Origin of the sequence: Janibacter sp. YB324, assembly GCF_014217915.1 — a bacterium.
In the GTDB taxonomy this organism is placed as follows: Bacteria; Actinomycetota; Actinomycetes; order Actinomycetales; family Dermatophilaceae; genus Janibacter; species Janibacter indicus.
The window spans coordinates 2093545-2114706 of record NZ_CP060120.1 but is presented as its reverse complement, the minus strand read 5'-3'; the positions used below and the strand labels follow the sequence as shown (position 1 = coordinate 2114706).

The 21162-nt window shown below is 72.7% G+C and carries 17 protein-coding genes and 1 riboswitch; of the genes, 8 read left to right on the top strand and 9 right to left on the bottom strand.

All coding sequences use genetic code 11. From position 1 onward, the window contains the following. Nucleotides 1-70 precede the first annotated feature (70 nt). Genes H7A72_RS10245 through H7A72_RS10230 form a run of 4 tightly spaced genes read right to left on the bottom strand, consistent with a single transcriptional unit; the run spans nucleotide 71 to nucleotide 3278 of the window. Complete coding sequence (locus tag H7A72_RS10245; protein WP_185220464.1) at nucleotides 71-829, bottom strand: hypothetical protein; 759 nt, start codon at nucleotides 827-829, stop codon at nucleotides 71-73. Continuing rightward, nucleotides 826-1455: a SatD family protein gene (locus H7A72_RS10240; RefSeq protein ID WP_185220463.1), complete on the bottom strand. Its 630-nt coding sequence runs from the start codon at nucleotides 1453-1455 to the stop codon at nucleotides 826-828. Before H7A72_RS10240 ends, H7A72_RS10245 begins: the two co-directional genes overlap by 4 nt. A 48-nt stretch (nucleotides 1456-1503) precedes the next feature. After that, complete coding sequence (locus tag H7A72_RS10235) at nucleotides 1504-2472, bottom strand: dihydrofolate reductase (protein ID WP_185220462.1); 969 nt, start codon at nucleotides 2470-2472, stop codon at nucleotides 1504-1506. Then, a complete protein-coding gene (locus H7A72_RS10230; RefSeq protein WP_185220461.1) occupies nucleotides 2469-3278 on the bottom strand; it encodes a thymidylate synthase in 810 nt (269 codons plus the stop codon). The genes H7A72_RS10235 and H7A72_RS10230 overlap by 4 nt, the downstream gene beginning before the upstream one ends. 42 nt (nucleotides 3279-3320) lie before the next feature. Here H7A72_RS10230 and dapA point away from each other — a divergent pair, with 42 nt between their 5' ends. Then, the gene (gene dapA, locus H7A72_RS10225) at nucleotides 3321-4217 is read left to right on the top strand and encodes a 4-hydroxy-tetrahydrodipicolinate synthase (RefSeq protein ID WP_084451353.1); all 897 of its coding nucleotides are present in this window, start codon (nucleotides 3321-3323) and stop codon (nucleotides 4215-4217) included. Continuing rightward, the gene (locus H7A72_RS10220; protein WP_185220460.1) at nucleotides 4214-5899 is read left to right on the top strand and encodes a ribonuclease J; all 1686 of its coding nucleotides are present in this window, start codon (nucleotides 4214-4216) and stop codon (nucleotides 5897-5899) included. The genes dapA and H7A72_RS10220 overlap by 4 nt, the downstream gene beginning before the upstream one ends. A gap of 55 nt (nucleotides 5900-5954) precedes the next feature. Here the strand turns inward: H7A72_RS10220 and H7A72_RS10215 are convergent, their stop codons facing one another. Further along, nucleotides 5955-7172 (bottom strand): aminotransferase class V-fold PLP-dependent enzyme, encoded by a 1218-nt coding sequence (locus H7A72_RS10215; protein ID WP_185220459.1) that lies wholly within the window; start codon nucleotides 7170-7172, stop codon nucleotides 5955-5957. Nucleotides 7173-7214: 42 nt separating this feature from the next. Continuing rightward, a riboswitch (SAM riboswitch) is annotated at nucleotides 7215-7329 on the bottom strand. Nucleotides 7330-7402: 73 nt separating this feature from the next. Beyond that, nucleotides 7403-8047, bottom strand: coding sequence for an A24 family peptidase (locus H7A72_RS10210; protein ID WP_185220458.1), 645 nt, complete (start codon nucleotides 8045-8047; stop codon nucleotides 7403-7405). Nucleotides 8048-8133: 86 nt separating this feature from the next. Here H7A72_RS10210 and H7A72_RS10205 point away from each other — a divergent pair, with 86 nt between their 5' ends. Continuing rightward, entirely contained in the window at nucleotides 8134-10947 is a 2814-nt protein-coding gene (locus H7A72_RS10205) for a DNA translocase FtsK (protein WP_084451318.1), read from the top strand. Here the strand turns inward: H7A72_RS10205 and H7A72_RS10200 are convergent. Beyond that, a complete protein-coding gene (locus H7A72_RS10200; RefSeq protein WP_143445538.1) occupies nucleotides 10931-11995 on the bottom strand; it encodes a MauE/DoxX family redox-associated membrane protein in 1065 nt (354 codons plus the stop codon). The two genes, H7A72_RS10205 and H7A72_RS10200, sit on opposite strands and share 17 nt — an antisense overlap. A gap of 22 nt (nucleotides 11996-12017) precedes the next feature. On the opposite strand from H7A72_RS10200, the gene H7A72_RS10195 reads away from it, so the two are divergent. The 5 genes from H7A72_RS10195 (at nucleotide 12018) to H7A72_RS10175 (ending at nucleotide 15667) form a co-directional block, all read left to right on the top strand. Further along, a complete protein-coding gene (locus H7A72_RS10195) occupies nucleotides 12018-12722 on the top strand; it encodes an ion channel (RefSeq protein WP_084451316.1) in 705 nt (234 codons plus the stop codon). Nucleotides 12723-12791: 69 nt separating this feature from the next. Then, nucleotides 12792-14195 carry a 30S ribosomal protein S12 methylthiotransferase RimO gene (rimO, locus tag H7A72_RS10190; protein WP_185220457.1) on the top strand — a complete coding sequence of 468 codons (1404 nt, stop codon included), beginning with the start codon at nucleotides 12792-12794 and terminating at the stop codon, nucleotides 14193-14195. Beyond that, nucleotides 14192-14824, top strand: a complete 633-nt coding sequence (gene pgsA / locus H7A72_RS10185) for a CDP-diacylglycerol--glycerol-3-phosphate 3-phosphatidyltransferase (RefSeq protein WP_185220456.1) — start codon at nucleotides 14192-14194, stop codon at nucleotides 14822-14824. The genes rimO and pgsA overlap by 4 nt, the downstream gene beginning before the upstream one ends. Further along, nucleotides 14814-15308, top strand: coding sequence for a CinA family protein (locus H7A72_RS10180; protein ID WP_072624990.1), 495 nt, complete (start codon nucleotides 14814-14816; stop codon nucleotides 15306-15308). Before pgsA ends, H7A72_RS10180 begins: the two co-directional genes overlap by 11 nt. A 59-nt stretch (nucleotides 15309-15367) precedes the next feature. Beyond that, nucleotides 15368-15667 (top strand): helix-turn-helix domain-containing protein, encoded by a 300-nt coding sequence (locus H7A72_RS10175; RefSeq protein ID WP_305066854.1) that lies wholly within the window; start codon nucleotides 15368-15370, stop codon nucleotides 15665-15667. Between the two features lie 13 nt (nucleotides 15668-15680). On the opposite strand, the gene H7A72_RS10170 is transcribed toward H7A72_RS10175, so the two are convergent. Both H7A72_RS10170 and H7A72_RS10165 read right to left on the bottom strand, forming a co-directional pair. Continuing rightward, entirely contained in the window at nucleotides 15681-16544 is an 864-nt protein-coding gene (locus tag H7A72_RS10170) for an Fpg/Nei family DNA glycosylase (RefSeq protein ID WP_185220455.1), read from the bottom strand. A gap of 2 nt (nucleotides 16545-16546) precedes the next feature. Then, the gene (locus H7A72_RS10165) at nucleotides 16547-21151 is read right to left on the bottom strand and encodes an ATP-dependent helicase (protein ID WP_185220454.1); all 4605 of its coding nucleotides are present in this window, start codon (nucleotides 21149-21151) and stop codon (nucleotides 16547-16549) included. Nucleotides 21152-21162: the final 11 nt, after the last annotated feature.

Sequence of the window (21162 nt, the reverse complement as noted above, 5' to 3'; positions counted from 1 at the left end):
TAGACCGAGTGCCGGGTGGTCACCACCACGGTGAGCCAGGAGGCACTCATCCTGTCGGCCGCGCTCGCGCTCAGGCGGCGAGCAGCAGCGCGCCGAGCGCGACGAGCCAGCTGACGAAGCTGCCGACGAGGAAGTACTCGGTCACCCGGTCGATGTCGGAGACGCGACGCTCGTCGTCGCTGCGGGCGTGGGACTTCAGCTCGGGCCAGCGGATCAGACCCTTGGCCGCGATGACCAGACCGGCCGCGGTGAGCTCCCCGGCCAGCCCCAGCCCGAGGATGAAGAGTCGCTCGAGCGGCCCGAGCAGACGGCCACCGCGCAGCTGTCCCTCGACCGCACCCGCCACGGGCACAGGCGGCAGGGCGCCGGTGGTGACCAGGACGAGCCGGACCAACCGGTTGCCCGTGGCCAGCTGCACGAGCACGAGCCCGGCGAGCAGCAGGGCGCGGTCCGGGGAGGGCTGCCACGGCAGTGCGCTCCACGTGAGCCAGTCGGCGAGCCACCCACTGACCGGCGGGGCCCAGCCCGAGGCGGCGAGCTGGACGGCGACGGCCACGACGAAGGTCGTGAGAGCCAGCCCGTGCCCGTGACCGGCGTCGGCCCGCTCCGCCGTCACCGTCCACGCGAGCAGCCCGACGGCCGCCAGAGCGGTGAGCGCGACACCGCCCCACGTCGCGAGAAGCCCTGCACCTGCGGCGACGAGGGCGAGCAGGAGCAGCCCGGCTGCGGGGACGCCCCGGGTCTCGCGGGGTCGTGCCGGGTGCGGTCCGAGGCTGCGGAGCAGGTCGGTGGCCCCGACCGCGACGAGGAGGGCGGCGAGGACGCTCATGCGAGGGCCGCCAGCTCGGCGTCGAGGGTGACGACCTGGTCGAGGCCGTCACGGCGCACGCGTCGGGAGACGGCGGTCGGGCTGATGCCCTCGGCCTCGGCGAGGGCGCGCTGGGTGGACCCGGCGAGCAGGCCGCGCAGCAGGCGTCTGGACCGCTCGTCGAGGTCGGCGAGGAGCAGGTCGCGGTGCCGCAGGGCTGCGTCGAGGGCCAGCCCGGTGGGGGAGTCCTCCACCCACCGGGTGCGCACGACCCGGGCGTCGCCGCGAGCACGCTCCTCGTCGGCCTTGGCCAGGGAGATCGCCTCTCGTGCCTGCCACCAGCCGGGGCCGTCCTGGATGTTCCCGTCGTCGCTGAGTGCGGTCACCTCGCCGCGGCCGAGGCCGTAGCGGGTCTCGACCTCGGGCAGCAGCCCGACCCGCAGCAGGAGTGCAGCGTGAGCAGCCTCGCCGCGGCGGCGCCAGGCCCCCTGGAACTCGTCGCCCACGGTCAGCCGCAGGGCCTGCAGCGGCTCGGTGCGGGTGTTGACATCGGCCAGGACCTCCTCGAGGCGCGCGTGCAGGGCGTGTCGGTCGGCGACGGAGCGAGAGCCGACGACGTCTCCGATGAGGGTGGCGACCGCAGTCATGTGAACATCATAGGTTAACTGGCCTCAAAATAAACCAATGCGGTCGACTTAGGTCGAGGTGATCCGGTGAGGTTCACGCTCGTAGGTGACGAAGTCGAAGCCCTCGCGGGGGGTCCGCTGCACCTCGCGCCACCCGTCGTCGACCTCGGGGAAGAAGACCTCGGCCTGCGGCGAGGCGGCGATCTCGGTCAGCTCCAGCCGCGAGGCCAGGCCGATCGTCTGGCGGTAGATCTCGCCACCTCCGACGACGAAGACCTCGCCCGGTCCGGCGACGGTCAGCGCCTCCGCCAGGGAGTGGACGGCGACGGCGCCGGGAGCCGACCACGCGTGGTCGGAGGTGATGACGACCGTGGTGCGGCCGGGGAGCGCACGGCCGATGGAGTCCCAGGTGTGTCGCCCCATGATCATCGTGCCGCCCATCGTCAGGGCCTTGAAGTGCGCCAGGTCCTCGGGCAGGTGCCACGGCATGCCGCCGTCGACCCCGATGGCGCGGTTGGCCCCCAGCGCCGCGACGAGCACCAGGCGCTGGTCGTGCCCCAGCTCGACGAAGGGGGGAAGCCTCCCGTCGCGCAGGCCCTCCAGCACGACCCGCTCGTGGGGGACGACCTGCTCGGGCAGCCGGGCCAGCGGCCACCACCGCAGGTCGGCCGCCTTGTCGGGCTCCTGCACGGTCGGCTCGCCCGACCAGTCGGTGACGTGGAAGAAGAAGTCGGCCCGCTGCTCGAGCCGGCCCGCTGCGCTCGTGCGCTGGAGCATCGTGAGGGGCGTCGCGGCCCCGACGTGCACACCGAGCTCCTCGAGGACCTCGAGGCGCAGGGCCTCGCTCGGGGCGCTCGCGTCCTCGACGTGCCCGGCCGCCCCGCAGGCCCACCAGCCGTCCATGAACCCGGTGCCCTGCCGCAGCTGGAGGAGCACCTCGGTGCCCGAGGCGCCCTCGCGGGTCATCACGGCGTAGGCCGCGGCGATGAGCGGGACCCGGCCGCGCAGCTCGTCGGGGACGCGTCGGGCGAGGCTCATACGGCGATCGGTGCCTTGATCGACGGCGCAGCCTCGTAGCCGACGAGGGTGAAGTCCTCGAGCTCGTAGGCGTCGATCGAGTCGCGCCGGGTGATCTCCATCCGCGGCAGCGGCCCGGGGGATCGGGTCAGCTGCTCGTCGGCCTGGTCGAGATGGTTGCTGTAGAGGTGGGCGTCGCCGAGCGTGTGGACGAACTCGCCCGGGTCCATGTCGACCTGCTGGGCGACCATCATCGTCAGCAGGGCGTAGGAGGCGATGTTGAAGGGGACGCCCAGGAAGATGTCGGCGCTGCGCTGGTAGAGCTGGCACGACAGCCGGGGGCGGCCCCCTTCGCCCGCCGGGGTGACGTAGAACTGGAACATCGTGTGGCACGGCGGCAGCGCCATCGAGTCGATCTCGGCGACGTTCCACGCCGAGACGATGTGCCGTCGGCTGTCGGGGTTGGTCCGCAGCCCCTCGACGACCCGCTCGATCTGGTCGATCGTGCCGCCGTCGGGGGTCGGCCAGGAGCGCCACTGGTGCCCGTAGACCGGGCCGAGCTCACCCTGCTCGTCGGCCCACTCGTCCCAGATGCTGATGCCGCGCTCCTGGAGCCAGCGCACGTTGGTGTCGCCGCGCAGGAACCACAGCAGCTCACCGATGATCGAGCGCAGGTGCAGCTTCTTCGTCGTGAGGACCGGGAAGCCCTCCGACAGGTCGAAGCGCATCTGGTGGCCGAAGACGCTCCGGGTGCCCGTGCCGGTGCGGTCGGACTTGTCCACGCCGTGGTCCCGGACGTGCTCGAGGAGGTCGAGGTACTGACGCATGGCGCCACGATAGACGCCACCACCGACGGCTACGCTGACCGCATGACGACTTCCCCCTTCGGACGGGTGGTCACCGCGATGGTGACGCCCATGACCCCAGACGGCGCGGTGGACGCACAGGGCGTCGCCGCCGTCGTCGAGCACCTCATCGCCACCGGACACGACGGTGTCGTCGTCAACGGCACCACGGGCGAGTCCCCGACGCTCAGCTCCGCCGAGAGCATCGCGATGGTCGAGACCGTCAAGCGCGCCGCGGGTGACCGGCTCGCGGTGACCGCGGGTGTCGGGTCCAACAACACCGCCCACGCCATCGAGATGGCGGCCGCGGCGACCCGTGCCGGCGCCGACGCGCTGCTCGTCGTCTCGCCCTACTACAACAAGCCGACCCAGGCCGGGCTGCTGGCCCACACGCGCGCCATCGCCGACGCGGCGAAGCTGCCGATCCTCCTCTACGACATCCCCGGGCGCACCGCGACCCCCTTCGCCGTGGAGACGCTCATCGCGCTCGCCGACCACGACCGGATCCTCGGCGTCAAGGACGCCAAGGGCGACCTGTGGGCCGCCTCCGAGGTCATGGCCGCGACCGACCTGCTCTGGTACTCCGGTGCCGACGAGCACAACCTCGCCCACCTCGCCCAGGGCGCCCACGGCATCGTCTCGGTCGTCGGCCACGTCGCCGGCCGCGACTACGCCGACATGATCGCCGCCGTCGACGCCGGTGACCTGGCGACCGCCCGCGAGATCCACCACCGCCTGATCCCCGTGACCAATGCCCTGATGTCGACGTCGCAAGGCGCCATCATGGCCAAGGCCGCGCTCGTCGAGCTCGGGGTCATCTCCCACGCCACCGTGCGTCTGCCCTACGTCGAGGGGCCGGCCGAGCACCTCGAGATCGTCCGCGCCGGTCTGGCCGCGTCCGGGATCGGAGGTGCCGCATGAGCCACCCGCACCCCGACCTCGAGCTGCCGCCACCGCTCGCCGACGGAGCCCTGCGCGTCGTCGCGCTCGGCGGTCTCGGCGAGGTCGGCCGAAACATGGCCGTCGTCGAGCACCAGGGGCAGCTGCTCATCATCGACTGCGGCGTGCTCTTCCCCGAGGACCATCAGCCGGGCGTCGACCTGATCCTGCCCGACTTCGAGTACATCCTCGACCGGCTCGACGACGTGCAGGCGATCGTCCTCACCCACGGCCACGAGGACCACATCGGCGCCGTGCCCTACCTGCTCAAGCACAAGCCCGACATCCCGCTCGTCGGCTCGATGCTCACGCTCGCCCTCATCGAGGCCAAGCTCAAGGAGCACCGGATCAAGCCCTTCACCCTCGGGGTCAAGGAGGGCGGGCGCGAGAGCTTCGGCGTCTTCGACTGCGAGTTCATCGCGGTCAACCACTCGATCCCCGACGCGCTGGCGGTCTTCGTGCGCACCGAGGGCGGCACCCTGCTGCACACGGGCGACTTCAAGATGGACCAGCTGCCGCTCGACCGTCGGCTGACCGACCTGCGGGCCTTCGCCCGGGTCGGCGAGGAGGGGGTCGACCTCTTCCTCACCGACTCGACCAATGCCGAGGTCCCCGGCTTCACCACCCCCGAGCGCGAGATCGGGCCGGCGATCGACACCGTCTTCCGCAATGCCCAGCGTCGGATCATCGTCGCCTGCTTCTCCAGCCACGTGCACCGCGTCCAGCAGGTCCTCGACGCCGCCGAGCGCAATGGCCGCAAGGTCGCGATGGTCGGTCGCTCGATGGTGCGCAACATGGGCATCGCCGCCGACCTGGGCTACCTCAAGGTGCCCGACCGGGTCCTCGTCGACGTCAAGAAGCTCGACAACTACCCCGACGACGAGGTCGTGCTCATCTGCACGGGCAGCCAGGGCGAGCCCATGGCCGCTCTGTCGCGCATGGCCAACCGCGACCACCGCATCGACGTCGGCGACGGCGACACGGTGCTGCTCGCCTCGAGCCTGATCCCCGGCAACGAAAATGCCGTCTACCGGGTCATCAACGGCCTCATGCGGCTGGGCGCCGACGTCGTGCACAAGGGCAACGCCAAGGTGCACGTCTCCGGTCACGCCAGCGCGGGCGAGCTGCTCTATTGCTACAACATCGTCAAGCCGCGCAATGTCATGCCGGTCCACGGCGAGTGGCGGCACCTCGTCGCCAACGCCGACCTGGCGATCCAGACGGGCGTCGACCCCGACCACGTCGTGCTGGCCGAGGACGGCGTCGTCGTCGATCTCGTCGACGGTCGCGCGCGCATCACCGGGGCAGTGCCCTGCGGCTACGTCTACGTCGACGGTTCGAGCGTCGGGGGTGCGACCGAGGAGCTGCTCAAGGACCGTCGCATCCTGCGCGACGAGGGCTTCATCTCCGTCATGGTCGTCGTCGACTCCTCGACCGGCAAGGTCATCGCCGGTCCGGAGATCACCGCCCGCGGCTTCGCCGAGGACGACGAGATCTTCACCCAGGTCGAGCCCAAGATCATCGCGGCGCTCGACGAGGCGGCCCGCAAGGGCACGACCGACACCCACCAGCTGCAGCAGGTCGTGCGCCGTGCCGTCGGTGGCTGGGTCGGCGGCAAGATCCGCCGACGCCCGATGATCATCCCGGTGGTCGTCGAGGCCTGAGGACGCCGGGGCGAAGGGGGCCTGCCGGGTCCCCCTTCGCCCTACCCGAGGAGGGTCACAGGGCGCGCAGGACGCCGAGGAGTCGGTCGATGTGCTCGGTCGTGGTGCCCAGACCGGCGCTGATCCGCACGGCGGTGTCCTGCTCGTGCTCCGCGAGGAGGTCGTCGACGAGCAGGTGCGCGCAGAACTTGCCGTCGCGCACGCCGATGCCGTGGTCGTCGCCGAGGACGCGGGCGACCTCGCTGCTGTCGTGGCCGTCGACGGTGATCGTGGCGACGGGCGCGGCGTCGCCACCACCGAAGAGCGAGTGCACGTGCACACCGGGGATCTGCTGCAGTCCGGCGAGCAGGCGGATGCGCAGCGCCTGCTCGTGGTCGACGATCGCCTGCTCGTGCTCGGTGATGATCTCGCAGGCCGTGGCCAGGGCGACGGCGCCCAGGACATTGGGGGAGCCGGCCTCGTGGCGCGCGGGGCCACAGGTCCACTCGGTCTCGTCCAGGCCGACGCGGGCGGTGGCCCCGCCTCCGGCGAGGTAGGGGGTCGCGGCGTCGAGCCAGTCGCTGCGCCCGACGAGCACGCCGGCACCGAAGGGGGCGTAGATCTTGTGCCCGGAGAAGGCCACGTAGTCGATGCCCAGGGCGTCGATGTCGACCCGGCGGTGCGGGACGACCTGCGCGGCGTCGAGGGCGAAGCGCGCGTCGTGCTCGTGGGCCAGCGCCGCGAGGCGCTCGATCGGCCAGTGCTCGCCGGTGACGTTGGACGCGCCCGTGGCGACGACGAGCCGGTGCTCGGCCGGGTGGTTGCGCAGGGCCTGCTCGAGCAGGGCGACGGCCTCGTCGTGGCTGTGCGGCACCGGCAGGCGCAGCGCGTCACCCCACGGCAGCAGTGCCGCGTGGTGCTCGGAGGCGAAGACGAAGACCTTGGTGCCCGCGGGCAGCGCCCGCGCGAGCAGGTTGAAGGAGTCGGTCGTGTTGCGGGTGAAGACGACGTGGTCGTCGGTGCGGGCGCAGACGAAGGCTGCGACGGCTTCGCGAGCGGCCTCGTAGCGCGAGCTGGTCACGCGGGAGGCGAAGCCGGCGCCCCGGTGCACCGAGGAGTAGGTGACGGCCGCGGCGGCGACCTCGTCGGCGACCGCCCGGAAGGCGGGCGTCGTCGCGCCGTGGTCGAGGTGGGCGTACTCGACGCTCGAGCCGTCCTCGTCGCGGTAGCTCAGCCCCTCGGAGACGAGCTGCGGCAGGGCGGTGGTCGTGCGGTGCAGGTCGGAGATGGTCATGACGGTGCTCCTGGTCCTTCGGGGACCCAGGTGGCGACCGTGAGTCCGCGCTTGCCGGGCGACGGTCTGTCGCCGGCCAGGTCGTCACCCGGAGCACCCCACCGCGGAGGAGGGTTGCCGACCAGCTAGCCGGGGCTTGTCGCTGGTACTCGTGACCTTGGGTCAAGACCATAGCCCACGTCCGGAGGCCGCTGTCGAGCCCCGGCCGGCCGTGTCTCGGTTCGTGGACGTCAGGCCAGGGCGAGCGCGAGGACCGCGCCGGCCACGAGGTAGGGGCCGAAGGCGAGCTGCGTCGTGCGCGATGCCTTGCGCGTGAGCAGCAGTGCGAGAGCGGCGATCCCGCCGATGACGAAGCCGAGCCAGATACCCACGACCAGCTGGCTCCAGCCGAGCCAGGCGAGCGTCGGGGCGATCGAGACCATGAGCTTGGCATCGCCCATCCCGATCGAGCGTCCGAAGAGGACGAAGGCGAGCAGCACGGTCCCGCCCCCGACGAGGACGGCGGCGAGACCCGCGCGGGAGAGGGCGCCCCAGTCGCCGGTCACGGCCGACGCGACGGTGAGGAGCACCCCCTGGACCGGCACGAGCGGCAGGGTGATGGCATTGGGCAGGCGGTGCACGTCGGCGTCGATCGCGGCGAGCACGAGCCCGGCCGCGGCGAGGGCGAGCGGCGCCAGCAGCGTCGTCCAGTGCCGGTCGGCGAGGCCGAGCGCGACGACCAGCCCGACGAAGGGAGCGAGCGCCGGGACCCAGAGATGGCGGGGGAGGGGACCCCCTTCGTCATCGCGGCGGTAGTGGCCGGCGCGCAGCCACCGCCACGCGAGGGTGCCGAACACGGTCGCGGCGAGCACGACGACGAGGGTCCGGGTGTCCACGGGGCGAGGTTATCCGCTGTGATCCGTGGCCGGTGGTGCGCGTGTGACGCGTGTGTCAGAGGGTGCTTTCGCCTACCCTGCGGAACATGGCCACTCGTCCGTCGACCACCTCGCGCAGCAAGGGCGCCAGCTCCCGACCCAAGGGCTCCACCCGCCCGTCGGGTCGCAAGGCACCCGCCAAGAGCAGCGCGAAGGGGAGGACCTCCTCCCGCAAGCCCGCGTCCGGTGGGGGTCTGCCCCTGCCCGTCGCCGCGGTCCAGCGCACCTGGATGGGTGTCGCCCACGCGACCGGCTCCGGGGTGCGCCGCATCGGCACCAGCGCGAGCCAGATCGAGCCCGAGCACCGCCGAGACGGCTGGGGCTTCCTGGCGCTGGCGCTGGCGCTCGTCGTCGCCGTGCGCGAGTGGTGGGGCCTCAGCGGCGCCTTCGGCGACGTCGTGCACGCGGTGGCTGCGGGCACCTTCGGCCGGGTCGCCTACGCGCTGCCGATCGTCCTGCTCCTGCTCGGCGTGCGTCTGCTGCGCTCGGCGAGCGAGCCCGCCTCCGACGCCCGGCTGGGCTTCGGCAGCGTCATGCTGCTCTTCGCGGCCTCGGGCCTGACGCACATCGCCAAGGACATCCCGCAGCCGCCCGACGGCGCGGGCCCGATGCGTGACGCCGGGGGCATCGTCGGCTTCCTCGCCTCCGACCCGCTGTCGACGGCCGTGACCGAGTGGCCGGCGACGATCCTGCTCGTCCTGCTGGGGCTCTTCGCCCTCCTGCTGCTCACCGGCACCCCGCTGCACGAGGTGCCGCAGCGGCTGGCCTACGTGCGCGCCGCCTTCACCGGTGAGGTGCCGAGCCACGTCACCGCAGCCGACGTCGACGCCCGCCACGATGCGGCCAAGGCGGCGGTCACCCGCGCCCGGCGCCGACGCGCCATCGACCCCGACGAGGAGCAGTCCGGGGAGCGAGACGGCGACACCGCCTACGACCAGGCCGCCGTCGTGCAGCCGGTCGGCAAGGGCCGTCGCAAGAAGTCGGCGGCACCCGCCGCCGACGTCGAGGAGACGACCGAGACCCCGCAGCCCGAGGCCGGCGGGCCGCGCCCGGGCGAGAAGCGCCCGACGAAGAATCCGGCCGTCGCGCCGGTCCCCAGCGGCAAGACCGAGCTGCAGCCGCCGCCGACGACCCAGCTGCCGCAGCGTGTCGAGCAGCTCGCCCTCGCCGGCGACGTCACCTACACGCTGCCCGACAGCCAGTACCTCAAGCCCGGCGCACCGCACAAGGAGCGCTCCGCGGCCAACGACAAGGTCGTCGAGTCGCTCACGGGCGTCCTCGACGAGTTCGGCATCGACGCCCAGGTCACCGGCTTCCACCGCGGCCCGACCGTCACCCGCTACGTCGTCGAGCTCGGGCCCGGTGTCAAGGTCGAGCGGGTCACCGCGCTGTCGAAGAACATCGCCTACGCCGTCGCCTCGGCCGACGTACGCATCCTCAGCCCCATCCCCGGCAAGTCGGCCATCGGCATCGAGATCCCCAATGCCGACAAGGAGATGGTCTGCCTCGGCGACGTCCTGCGCTCCGACGTCGCCCGCAACAACGAGCACCCGATGGTCATGGGTGTCGGCAAGGACGTCGAGGGCGGCTACGTCATCGCCAACCTCGCGAAGATGCCGCACATCCTCGTCGCCGGCGCCACGGGCTCCGGCAAGTCGTCCTTCGTCAACTCGATGATCACCTCGATCCTCATGCGGGCCACGCCCGACGAGGTGCGCATGGTGCTCGTCGACCCCAAGCGGGTGGAGCTGACGGCCTACGAGGGCATCCCGCACCTCATCACCCCGATCATCACCAACGCCAAGAAGGCGGCCGAGGCCCTGCAGTGGGTCGTGCGCGAGATGGATATGCGCTACGACGACCTGGCGACCTTCGGCTACAAGCACGTCGACGACTACAACAAGGCCGTCAAGGCGGGCAAGGTCGAGCCGATCCCCGGCAGCGAGCGGGTCATCCAGCCCTACCCCTACCTCCTCGTCATCGTTGACGAGCTCGCCGACCTGATGATGGTCGCGCCCCGCGACGTCGAGGACTCCATCGTGCGCATCACCCAGCTGGCACGTGCGGCCGGCATCCACCTGGTGCTCGCGACCCAACGCCCCTCGGTCGACGTCGTCACCGGTCTGATCAAGGCCAACGTCCCCTCGCGCATGGCCTTCGCCACCTCGTCGCTCGCCGACTCCCGCGTCGTGCTCGACCAGCCCGGCGCCGAAAAGCTGCTGGGTCAGGGTGACGCGCTCTTCCTACCCATGGGCAAGTCGAAGCCGATGCGTGTCCAGGGCGCCTGGGTCACCGAGTCGGAGATCGAGCAGGTCGTCGGTCACGTCACCGGCCAGCTCAAGCCGACCTACCGCGAGGACGTCGCGCCCGAGACGCCCAAGAAGCAGATCGACGAGGACATCGGCGACGACCTGGACGTGCTGCTCCAGGCGACCGAGCTCGTCGTCACGACCCAGTTCGGCTCGACGTCGATGCTCCAGCGCAAGCTGCGGGTCGGCTTCGCCAAGGCCGGCCGGCTCATGGACCTGCTCGAGTCGCGCGGCGTCGTCGGCCCCTCCGAGGGCTCCAAGGCCCGCGACGTGCTCATCACGCCCGAGGACCTGCCGACGACCCTGGCCCTGATGAAGGGCGAGGAGCCGCCGGCCGCGGAGGAGCCGGTCGCCGAGGTGGATGCCGACGAGGACGACGCGGCTCCCGCCGCCCAAGGCGTCTCGACCGACACCGACGTCATCGACCTGCGCGAGGGCTCACCGGCCGCCACGCACGACCGCTACGCGGCGGACCCGATCGGGACCGAGGTCGTCGAGGAGTGGACCGAGGACGACGACGAGGACGCCTGGTCGCTCACCGACCGTCGCTGACCGACTCGTCCGTCGTGGCGGACCCGTCCGGGGCGACGGGCCCGTCATCCACGACGCCCGCCTCGACGAGCTCGGCCCGCACGTCCTCGTAGAAGTCGAGGACCTCGGCGCCCTGCACCGGCCCGCCAGCGAGCGCTCCGTCGGCACCCAGCAGCACCGCGCCCGGGGTGCCGACCCGGAAGATCCGGGCAGTGATCGCGTCGGGGTCGCGCAGGACGCGACCGGCGAGGTGGGGCTGGGCGGCCACGGCCTCGTCGAGGGGAGACCACACCACGGCCCGCAGGGAGACCGGCCCGAGCCCGGCGTCCCACTCCGGCAACCGCTCGATGACCGGCAGGCAGGAGCCGCACGACGGGGAGAGGAAGAGCAGGAGCACCGCCCCCGAGCTGGTCAGCTCGTGCATCGTCACCGTCTGCCCGTCCTCGGTCTCCAGCACGGCGAAGGGGATCGGCTGGCGCTCGTAGTCAGCCTCCTCTCCGGAGTCCGCGCTGTCAGCGGTGACCGGCTCGCGGGTGAGCGGACCCCCCTTCGCCCCGCCGAAGGTGACGACGACCACGGCAACGGTCAGCACGACCAGACCCAGCCAGACCCAGGTCTGTGCCGAGGCATCGAGGAGGCGGGCCGCGACAGAGTTGTCGGCCGTGGCCGACCACACGCCGAGGGCGGCGACGACGACGAGCAGCACATTGCGCAGCGCGGTCCGGCGCGTGACCTCACCCAGCCCGAGCCGGCCGAAGCAGCTGCAGGTCACCGGGTAGCCGAACCCCAGCGCACGCACGATCACCACCAGGTAGGCGACGAAGAGCGCCAACACCACGACCGAGACGGCCAGCGCGAAGGGGGGCGGCGTGACGACGATCGCCACCGCGAGCACGATCTCGGCCCACGGCAGCAGGACCGGGGCGGGGGAGCGGGTGACGGCCCGCGGCAGGCGCAGCTCGCCGAATGCGCTGCGCGTCTCCTCGGGGTGACGGACCTTGGCGACCCCGCTCACGACCAGCAGGAGGGCGGCGACGAGCGGCGGCAGCAGCAATGGGGCGACGAGCACAGCGCGAGTCTAAGGTTGCCCCATGACGAAGGTCTGGTACGAGCTCGACAGGCGGCCGACGGGGGTCCGTTACTGGGCCGCCGTCGTGCGCAAGCAGCCCTCGGCAATCCTCGTCGGCATCCAGCTCTTCGCGATCGTGCTGCTGCCCTGGGTGGAGTCGGAGAACTGGGGCCGGGCGGTCATCACCTCGCTGTCGCTCTTCGCGGTGACCTTCGGCATCTGGGTCGTGCGCTCCACCCCGGCCCTCACCTGGCTGGCGCTGGGCATCGGCTTCCCGGCCTTCGTCCTCGAGGTGTGGTCGGTGGTCGACCGGAGCAACGTGCCGGTCACCTTTGCCGCGCACCTGCTGCTCGCGATCTTCTACATGTACGTCGCCTACGGGCTCGTGGCCTACATGTTCGCCGACACCTGGGTGACCAAGGACGAGCTCTTCGCCGTCGGCGCCGCCTTCACCGTGCTGCTCTTCGGCTTCACCTATCTCTTCGTCGCGATCCAGACGCTCGAACCGGGGTCCTTCGACGGGCACACGGGCATCGGGCCGAAGTCCTTCCTCGAGCTGCTCTACTTCTCGGCGGCCAACCTCACGAGCGTCGGCCTGTCGGACGTCGTGGCCATCGAGCCCCATGCGCGGGCCGCGACGATCGTCGAGCAGCTGGGCGGTGTGCTCTACGTCGCGATGGTGATCTCCCGGCTCGTGGCCCTGACGGTGAGCCGGGCGCGCAGCTGACGCCCTGAGGTTGCCCGGCCGGTCGCGTCGTGTCGGCCGACGGCCCCCGGGCCACCTAGAGTGTGGGGCATGTCCGTCTCCACCCGCAGCGTCGCCCTGGTCACCCTGGGATGCACCCGCAACGACGTCGACTCCGAGGAGCTCGCCGGCCGGCTGTCCGCAGAGGGGTGGACCCTCGTCGACGACGCCGCTCAGGCCGATGTCGCGGTGGTCAACACCTGCGGGTTCATCGAGCAGGCCAAGAAGGACTCCATCGACGCGATCCTGGAGGCCAATGACCTGCGCGAGCACGGTCGCACCCAAAAGGTCGTGGCCGTCGGCTGCCTCGCCGAGCGCTACGGCAAGGAGCTGGCCGACGAGCTGCCCGAGGCCGACGCGGTGCTCGGCTTCGACTCCTACACCGACATGAGCGCCCACCTGAGGGCGGTGCTCGACGGGCACGCCCCCGAGGCCCATGTCCCCGGTGACCGCCGCAAGCTGCTGCCGATCTCCCCGGTCGACCGCGATGCCAGCGACCTCGCCCTCCCGGGGCACAACGCCGCCGACCTGCCCCGTGCCCGGCTCGACGACCGCCCGTGGGCCCCGCTCAAGATCGCGTCCGGCTGCGACCGTCGGTGTGCCTTCTGCGCGATCCCGACCTTCCGGGGCGCCTTCGTCTCGCGCCGGCCCAACGACGTCGTGGCCGAAGGGAGGTGGCTCGCCTCCCAGGGGGTGCGCGAGCTCTTCCTCGTCAGCGAAAACTCCACGTCCTACGGCAAGGACCTCGGCGACCTCGACCTGCTCGAGCAGCTGCTCCCCGAGCTCGTCGCCATCGAGGGCATCGAGCGGATGCGCGTGTCCTACCTGCAGCCGGCCGAGATCCGCCCCGGCCTCCTGCGCGCCATGGCGAGCACCCCGGGCGTCGTGCCCTGGTACGACATCTCCTTCCAGCACGCTGCCGGGCCCCTGTTGCGGCGCATGCGGCGCTTCGGTGACACCGACTCATTCCTCGGCCTGATCGAGGGCATCCGTGAGAATCAGCCCGAGGCCGGCATCCGCTCCAACGTCATCGTCGGTTTCCCCGGCGAGACCGAGGAGGACGTCGCCGAGCTCGAGCGCTTCCTCGTCGCGGCGCGCCTCGACGTCGTCGGGGTCTTCGGCTACTCCGACGAGGACGGCACCGAGGGTGAGCTGCTCACCGACAAGGTCGATCCCGAGGTCATCGCCGAGCGGGTCGACCGACTCACCCGGCTCGTCGAGGAGCTGACCGCCCAGCGCGCCGAGGAGCGCATCGGCGAGCAGGTCACCGTGCTCGTCGAGGAGGTCGACGAGGAGAGCGGCGAGGTCGTCGGTCGTGCGGCCCACCAGGGCCCCGACGTCGACGGCGTCACCCTGCTCACCGGCGAGGTCGACGACCTGGTCGTCGGCGCGCTCGTCACCGCCGAGGTCGTGGGCACCGAGGGCATCGACCTCATGGCGGAGGTACGCGCATGAGCACCGAGAGCACGACCCCGGCCCCCAGCCCGTGGAACCTCCCCAATGCCCTGACGGTCATGCGCATCCTGCTCGTGCCGGTCTTCGTCTGGCTGGTGCTGCGCCACGGCGGCGACGACACCGGCACGCGGTGGTGGGCCTGGGGCGTCTTCGCCGTCGCCATCATCACCGACCGCATCGACGGGGACCTCGCCCGCGCCAAGGGCCTGGTCACCGACTTCGGCAAGGTGGCCGACCCGATCGCCGACAAGGCGCTCACCGGTGCCGGCTTCATCACGCTGTCGATGATCGGCGAGATCCCGTGGTGGATCACCGTCGTCATCCTCGCCCGCGAGCTCGGCATCACGCTCATGCGCTTCTGGGTGATCCGGCACGGGGTCATGCCGGCCAGCCGCGGCGGCAAGCTCAAGACCTTCCTGCAGGCCCTGGCCATCGGACTCTTCGTCCTGCCGCTCGCGGCCTTCCCCCTCGAACAGCTCTGGCGGGGTCTGGCGTGGGTCATCCTCATCGCGGCGCTGGTTGTCACGGTCGCGACGGCCGTCGACTACGTCATGAAGGCGCTCACCCTGCGGTCGACGAGTGACCGTGCGCGGATGAAGCGGGAGCGCAAGGCCGCAGGTGGACGCTGACGCAGCAGATCTCCTCGCGGCCCTCGGGGCGCGTGGCTGGTCGCTGGGCACCGCCGAGTCCCTGACCGGCGGGCTGCTCGCGGCGACGGTGGTCGAGGTCCCGGGGGCGTCGGCCACCTTTGCCGGTTCCGTCGTCGCCTACGACCCGGCGGTCAAGATCTCGCTCCTGCAGGTCGACCCCGCTCTCATTGGCCGGGTCGGCACCGTCGACCAGCAGGTGGCGACCCAGATGGCGAAGGGGGCCTGCCGCGCCCTGGGCGTCGACGTCGCCCTCGCGACGACCGGTGTCGCCGGCCCCGGCCCGAGCGAGGGCCACCCGGCGGGCACCGTGTGGCTGGCCTGCGCCTGGCCGGGGGGACTACGCACGCGACGTCTGGCGTTGACCGGAGGGCGTGCCGCCGTGCGCGCGGGCGCGGTCGCCGCCGCGCTCGACTTGGCCCGTGACGTCGTGCTGACCGTTGACGGGGGCACACCTGAGCGTTGAGGGCCGGCCGGGGTACGGTGGACCCAGACGTAGTAGATGTCGAGGAGGTGACCCCCATGGTGGTGCTGCTGCGCGAGGAGCTCGGTGACGTGCTGCGTGATGCCCGCCGCTCCCAGGGGCGCACCCTGCGTGACATCTCGGCCAAGGCGTCGGTCTCCCTCGGCTACCTGAGCGAGATCGAGCGCGGCGAAAAGGAGGCCAGCTCCGAGCTGCTCGCCTCGATCTGCGCGGCCCTCGAGATGCCGATGTCGCACGTCTTCACCGAGATCGCCCAGCGGGCCGACCGCGCCGAGCGCTCCAGCGCGCCGGTCACCCTGCCGGTGGCAGCGCGCGACGACGACGTCGTCTCCGCGGCCTGACGCTCCCGCCGCCTCAGCGCCGGGTTCGGCGACCGGACCCCAGCGGCCCCTGCACTCGCCCGTCGTCGGTCGGAGCGAGCCCACCCTGACAGCTCGGGCAGGAGAAGAAGACCCGATCCGGGCCCGCACGGCCGAGCGGTGCCACCCGAACCGTCGTGCCGCAGCGTCGGCAGGGGAGCCCGGAGCGTCCGTGGACCCACGACCGGCGGTCGGCGCGCAGCACCCCGGTCGAGGACTGCACAGCGTGCTCCTTGCCCCGGTCCATCAGCTCGTGCACCCGGGTCACGAGCGCGGCGATCGTCTCTGCGGGCAGACCGCCGGCGTCTCGCCACGGGTGCAGGCGCTGGGCGAAGAGTGCCTCGCTGGCCCAGAAGGTCCCGACCCCCGCGAGCACCCGCTGGTCGAGGAGCGCCGCCGCGATCGAGGTGCCGGCCGGTTGGCCGGTCAGGCGACGGGCGACGAGGTCGGGGTCCCAGTCGTCACCGAGCACGTCGGGACCCAGGTGCCCGATGAGTCGGTGCTCCTCGGTGCGCGGCACGACGTCGAGCTCCCCGAGACGCAGGCCCAGCGTCGTCCACTGGTCGTTGCCGATCGCCGCGCGCAGGTCGGACCGGCGAAGGGAGCGCCGCGCGGCCTCGGAGCCGGCAGCTTCGACCCGCCAGGAGCCCTCCATGCGCAGGTGCGTGTGCAGGGTCCACCCGGTGGTGAACCGGTGGAGCAGGTGCTTGCCGCGGGGCACGACCTCGTCGACGACCGCCCCCACCAACGGCGCCTCGTCGGCCTCGCCCCACCGCAGGTCGACGAGCGCTGCGGGCGTGCCGGCGAGGGCCGCGTGCAGTCGCTGAGCCGTCCGCCAGACGGTGTCGCCCTCGGGCACGGTCAGCCTCGCCCGCCCGGGCGCAGTCGCAGCCCTCGGGGGGTCATCGTGAACCCCGCGCCCGTGAGGGCGCGGGCCAGTGGCTCCTGCGAGCCGAGCACGGCCGCCCCGTCGGCGCGCTGCACGGTGAGCCGACCCAGGGCCCCGCGCTGCACCGCGTCGGCCAGGCCACGCGCCGCGGCCTCGAGGGTCTCGTCGTCGCTCGGCCACGACAGCAGGGTGCGGCCGCCGCGCTCGACGTAGAGCACCAGCCGTCCGTCGACGGCGACGACGAGCGCTCCCGCCTTGCGTCCGGGCTGGTGCCCGCCCGCGTCGCGCTCGGGCCAGCGCAGGGCCGCACCCCAGGGGTTGGCGGGGTCGGTGGCGGCGAGCACGACGGCCCCGTCGGGCGCCGCGGCCGAGCGGACCTCGTCGACCGCGCCGGGCACCGCGAACTGCGAGGCGCCCAGGCCCTCGATGAAGTAGCCGCGTCGCACCTGACCGGCCTCCTCGGCGGCGCCGAGCACGCGGTGGATCGCGGCGAACCCGCCCTCGACCTCTTCGGCGACGACGGCGCCGCGGGTCACGACGCCGTGGCGGTCGAGCAGCCCCTCGGCGGCCGCGTGGATGCGCAGCGTCGGGTCGCTCTCGGCCACGGGCAGCGCCGACCAGCGCCCGGCGGCACGAGGCGGGCCGCTGCGCTGCGGGACCGTGGGTCGGCCCAGCCGAGGCCGACCGCCGTAGCGGCCACGGGTCGCGGGACGACGCTGCGGCTTGTGGGCGCTGCGGCCACCGGCGAGCAGTCCACGTACGGGCGCGAGGGTGTCGCCGGTGACCAGCCCCCGGTGCGCGAGCGACCACAGCACGTCGGCGAGCTCCTCGTCGTCGACCCGCTCCTCGCCCTCGGTCCGCTCGCGGGCGAGTGCGTCGGAGAGGTCGCGGAAGAAGTAGGCGCCACCTCCGGCCAGGGCCTCGTGCACGCGGGACTCGATCGCGCCGAGGTCGGCGGTGTCGGGGAGCGGGAGGGTCGTCGCCGCACCGTCGGCGAGGTGCAGGCTGATCCATGCGTCGTCACCGGGCAGACTGCCGTGCCCGGCCCAGAGCACCTCGCCCGTCGCCATGAGGTCGTCGAGCACGGGGGCGATGGCGTCGTCGACCCGGGAGGGCAGGACGAGCGACTCGAGGGCGCTGGCCGGCACCGCCACGCCGCTCAGCTGCTCGACGGACCGCAGCACGCCGTCGCGTCCGCGCATGCGGCGCCCCACGCCCTGCCACCCGGGCAGGAAGCGGGCGTACTGCCTCGGCTCGACCGGCTCGACCTCGTGACGCAGCGCCGCGAGGGAGCGCCGGCGCAGCACCCGCAGGACCTCGGCGTCGCAGAACTCACCACCGCGGCCGCCGCACTCGACCGGCAGGAGATCGCCCTCGACGAGCCGGCCGGTCTGCACCAGGCGTCGCAGGGCGTCGGTCGCCACGGCTCGGCCGAGGCCGTAGTGGGCGGCGAGGTCGGCTGAGGCGAAGGGGACGTGCGTGCGGGCGTAGCGGGTGACGAGGTCCCCGAGGGGGTCTGCGGCCGGCTGCAGCAGCGACTCGGCGAGCCCGGGGGGCAGGCTGACGCCGAGCGCGTCGCGCAGGCGCGCGGCGTCCTCGGTGCTGGCCCAGCGGTCCTCGCCGGCGACGCGCACCGCGATGACCTGGCGGCTGTCCTCGAGCTCCGCGAGCGCGGTGCGGACCGCCTCGGTGCCGAGGCGGCTGCGGGCGCCGAGCGCCTGGAGCGACAGCGGCCCCAGGACGCGCAGCAGGTCCAGCAGGTCCTCGCCGTCACGGGCGGCTCGCTCGGGAGTGAGGCACTGCAGCTCGGCGGCGGTGCGCTCGACGGCCGCCGGGTCGAGCAGGTCGGCCAGCGAGAGCTGCTCACCGCGGCCGAGCAGGTCCGCGAGCAGGGTGGGGTCGAGGGTCAGCGCCGCGGCGCGACGCTCGGCGAGCGGGGAGTCTCCCTCGTAGAGGAACTGCGCCACGTAGCCGAACATCAACGACGCGGCGAAGGGGGAGGGGCGCGGGCTCTCGACGTCGACCAGCGTGATCCGGCGCCCGGCGATGTGCCTCATGAGCTCGGTCAGGGCCGGGACGTCGAAGACGTCCTGGAGGCACTCGCGCACGGCCTCGAGGACGATCGGGAAGTCGGCGTGGCCGCTGGCGACCTCGAGGAGGGCGGCGGCACGCTGGCGCTGCTGCCACAGGGGTTGTCGGCGGTCCGGTCGGCGGCGCGGCAGGAGCAGGGCCCGCGCGGCACACTCACGGAAGCGGGCCGCGAAGAGGGCCGAGCCACCGATCTCGTCGGTGACCGCGCGCTCGACGTCGCTCGGGTCGAGGGTGATGAGGTCGAGCACCTCGGCGAAGCCCTGCGTGTCGAGCTCGAGATCGGGCAGACGCAGGACGATCCCGTCGTCGCCGTGCATCGCCTGCACGTCCACGCCGAAGCGCTCTCGCATGCGCCCGGCGATCGCCAGCGCCCACGGGGCGTGCACCTGGGCACCGAAGGGGGAGTGGAGCGCCAGTCGCCAGTCGCCGATCTCGTCCCGGAAGCGCTCGACGACGATCGTGCGGTCGTCGGGTAGGTGACCGGTGGCGGCGCGTTGCTCCTCGAGGTAGGCGAGCAGGTTGTCCCGGGCCCACTCGTCCAGGCCGGCCTCCGCAAGGCGAGCCCTGGCCCCCTGGGCGTCGAGACCGCCGACCTCGCGCACGAAGGCACCGACGGCGCTCCCGAGCTCCGCCGGCCGGCCCAGCTGGTCGCCGTGCCAGAAGGGCAGCCTGCCGGGCTGCCCGGGCGCGGGCGTGACGAGGACCTGGTCATGGGTGATGTCCTCGATGCGCCAGCTGCTCGTGCCGAGGGTGAAGACGTCGCCGACCCGCGACTCGTAGACCATCTCCTCGTCGAGCTCGCCGACCCGACGGCCGGGACCGTCGCCGGAGGCGAGGAAGACGCCGTAGAGACCCCGGTCGGGGATCGTGCCGCCGCTCGTCACTGCGAGACGCTGGGCGCCGCGGCGGCCGGCGACGGTACCGGCGACCCGGTCCCAGGTGATGCGCGGGCGCAGCTCGGCGAAGTCCTCCGAGGGATAGCGCCCGGCGAGCATGTCGAGCGTCGCGTGCAACAGGGTCGAGGGCAGCGAGGCGAAGGGGGCGGCTCGCCGCACGAGTTCCTCCAGGTCGGTGACCTGCCAGTCGTCGAGCGCGCACATCGCGACGACCTGCTGGGCGAGGACGTCGAGCGGGTTGGCCGGGATGTGGAGGGCTTCGATCTGCCCGGCCCGCATGCGTTCGACGACCACGGCCGACTGGACGAGGTCGCCGCGGAACTTCGGCAGGACGACGCCGTGGCTGACCGCGCCGACCTGGTGGCCGGCACGACCGACCCGCTGCAGGCCCGAGGCGACCGACGGCGGCGACTCGATCTGGACGACGAGGTCGATCGCGCCCATGTCGATGCCGAGCTCGAGGCTGCTCGTCGCGACGACGCAGGGGAGACGGCCGGCCTTGAGGTCTTCCTCGATGAGGGCCCGCTGCTCCTTGCTCACCGAGCCGTGGTGTGCCCGGGCCAGGACGGGTGGTGCTCCCGCGGAGGCGCCGGACTGGGCCATGACCTCGGCGGGTGGCCGGCTGGGGAGGGGCGCCTCGGCGGCCTCGGGAGGAGCGACGCGCTCGGCGTGGATCTCGTTGAGCCGGCCGGTCAGCCGCTCGCCGAGCCGGCGGCTGTTGACGAAGACGAGCGTCGAGCGGTGCTGTTCGACGAGGTCGACGACCCGCTCCTCGACGTGCGGCCAGATCGACGCCCGTCGCTCCTCGCCCGCCGCGGCGCCGGAGAGGTCGCCCGTCGGCTCGCCGAGCTCGGTGAGGTCGGCGACGGGGACGACGACGTCGAGCTGCCACTGCTTCGTCGACTCGGGCTGGACGATCTCGACGGGTCGACCGCTGGCGAGGAAGCGCGCGACCTCGTCGACCGGGCGCACCGTGGCCGACAGCCCGATGCGCTGGGCGGGCTGCTCGAGCAGGGCGTCGAGGCGCTCGAGCGAGAGCGCCAGGTGGGCCCCGCGCTTGGTGCCGGCGAGGGCGTGGATCTCGTCGATGATGATCGTCTCGACCCCGCGCAGGGCATCGCGCACGCCCGAGGTGAGCATGAGGAAGAGCGACTCGGGCGTCGTGATGAGGACGTCGGACGGCGTCTTGGCGAAGGCCCGGCGCTCGGCGGCCGGGGTGTCTCCCGAGCGGACGGAGACCGAGACCTCGGGCGCCGGCAGCCCGAGCCGGTCAGCGGCGTGCCCGATACCGACGAGCGGGGCGCGCAGGTTGCGCTCGACGTCGACGGCCAGCGCCTTGAGGGGCGAGATGTAGAGGACGCGGCAGCGAGCCAGCGGGTCCTGTGGTCGCGGTGTCGACGCGAGTCGGTCGAGCGCCCAGAGGAAGGCCGAGAGGGTCTTGCCCGAGCCGGTCGGGGCGACGACGAGCGCGTGGCTGCCAGCGCTGATCGCGCTCCAGGCACCGACCTGCGCCTGCGTGGGCTCGGCGAAGCTGTCGCGGAACCACGTCGCGGTGGCAGGGGAGAAGCGGTCGAGGACGTCGTCGGTCATGGTAGGGGACA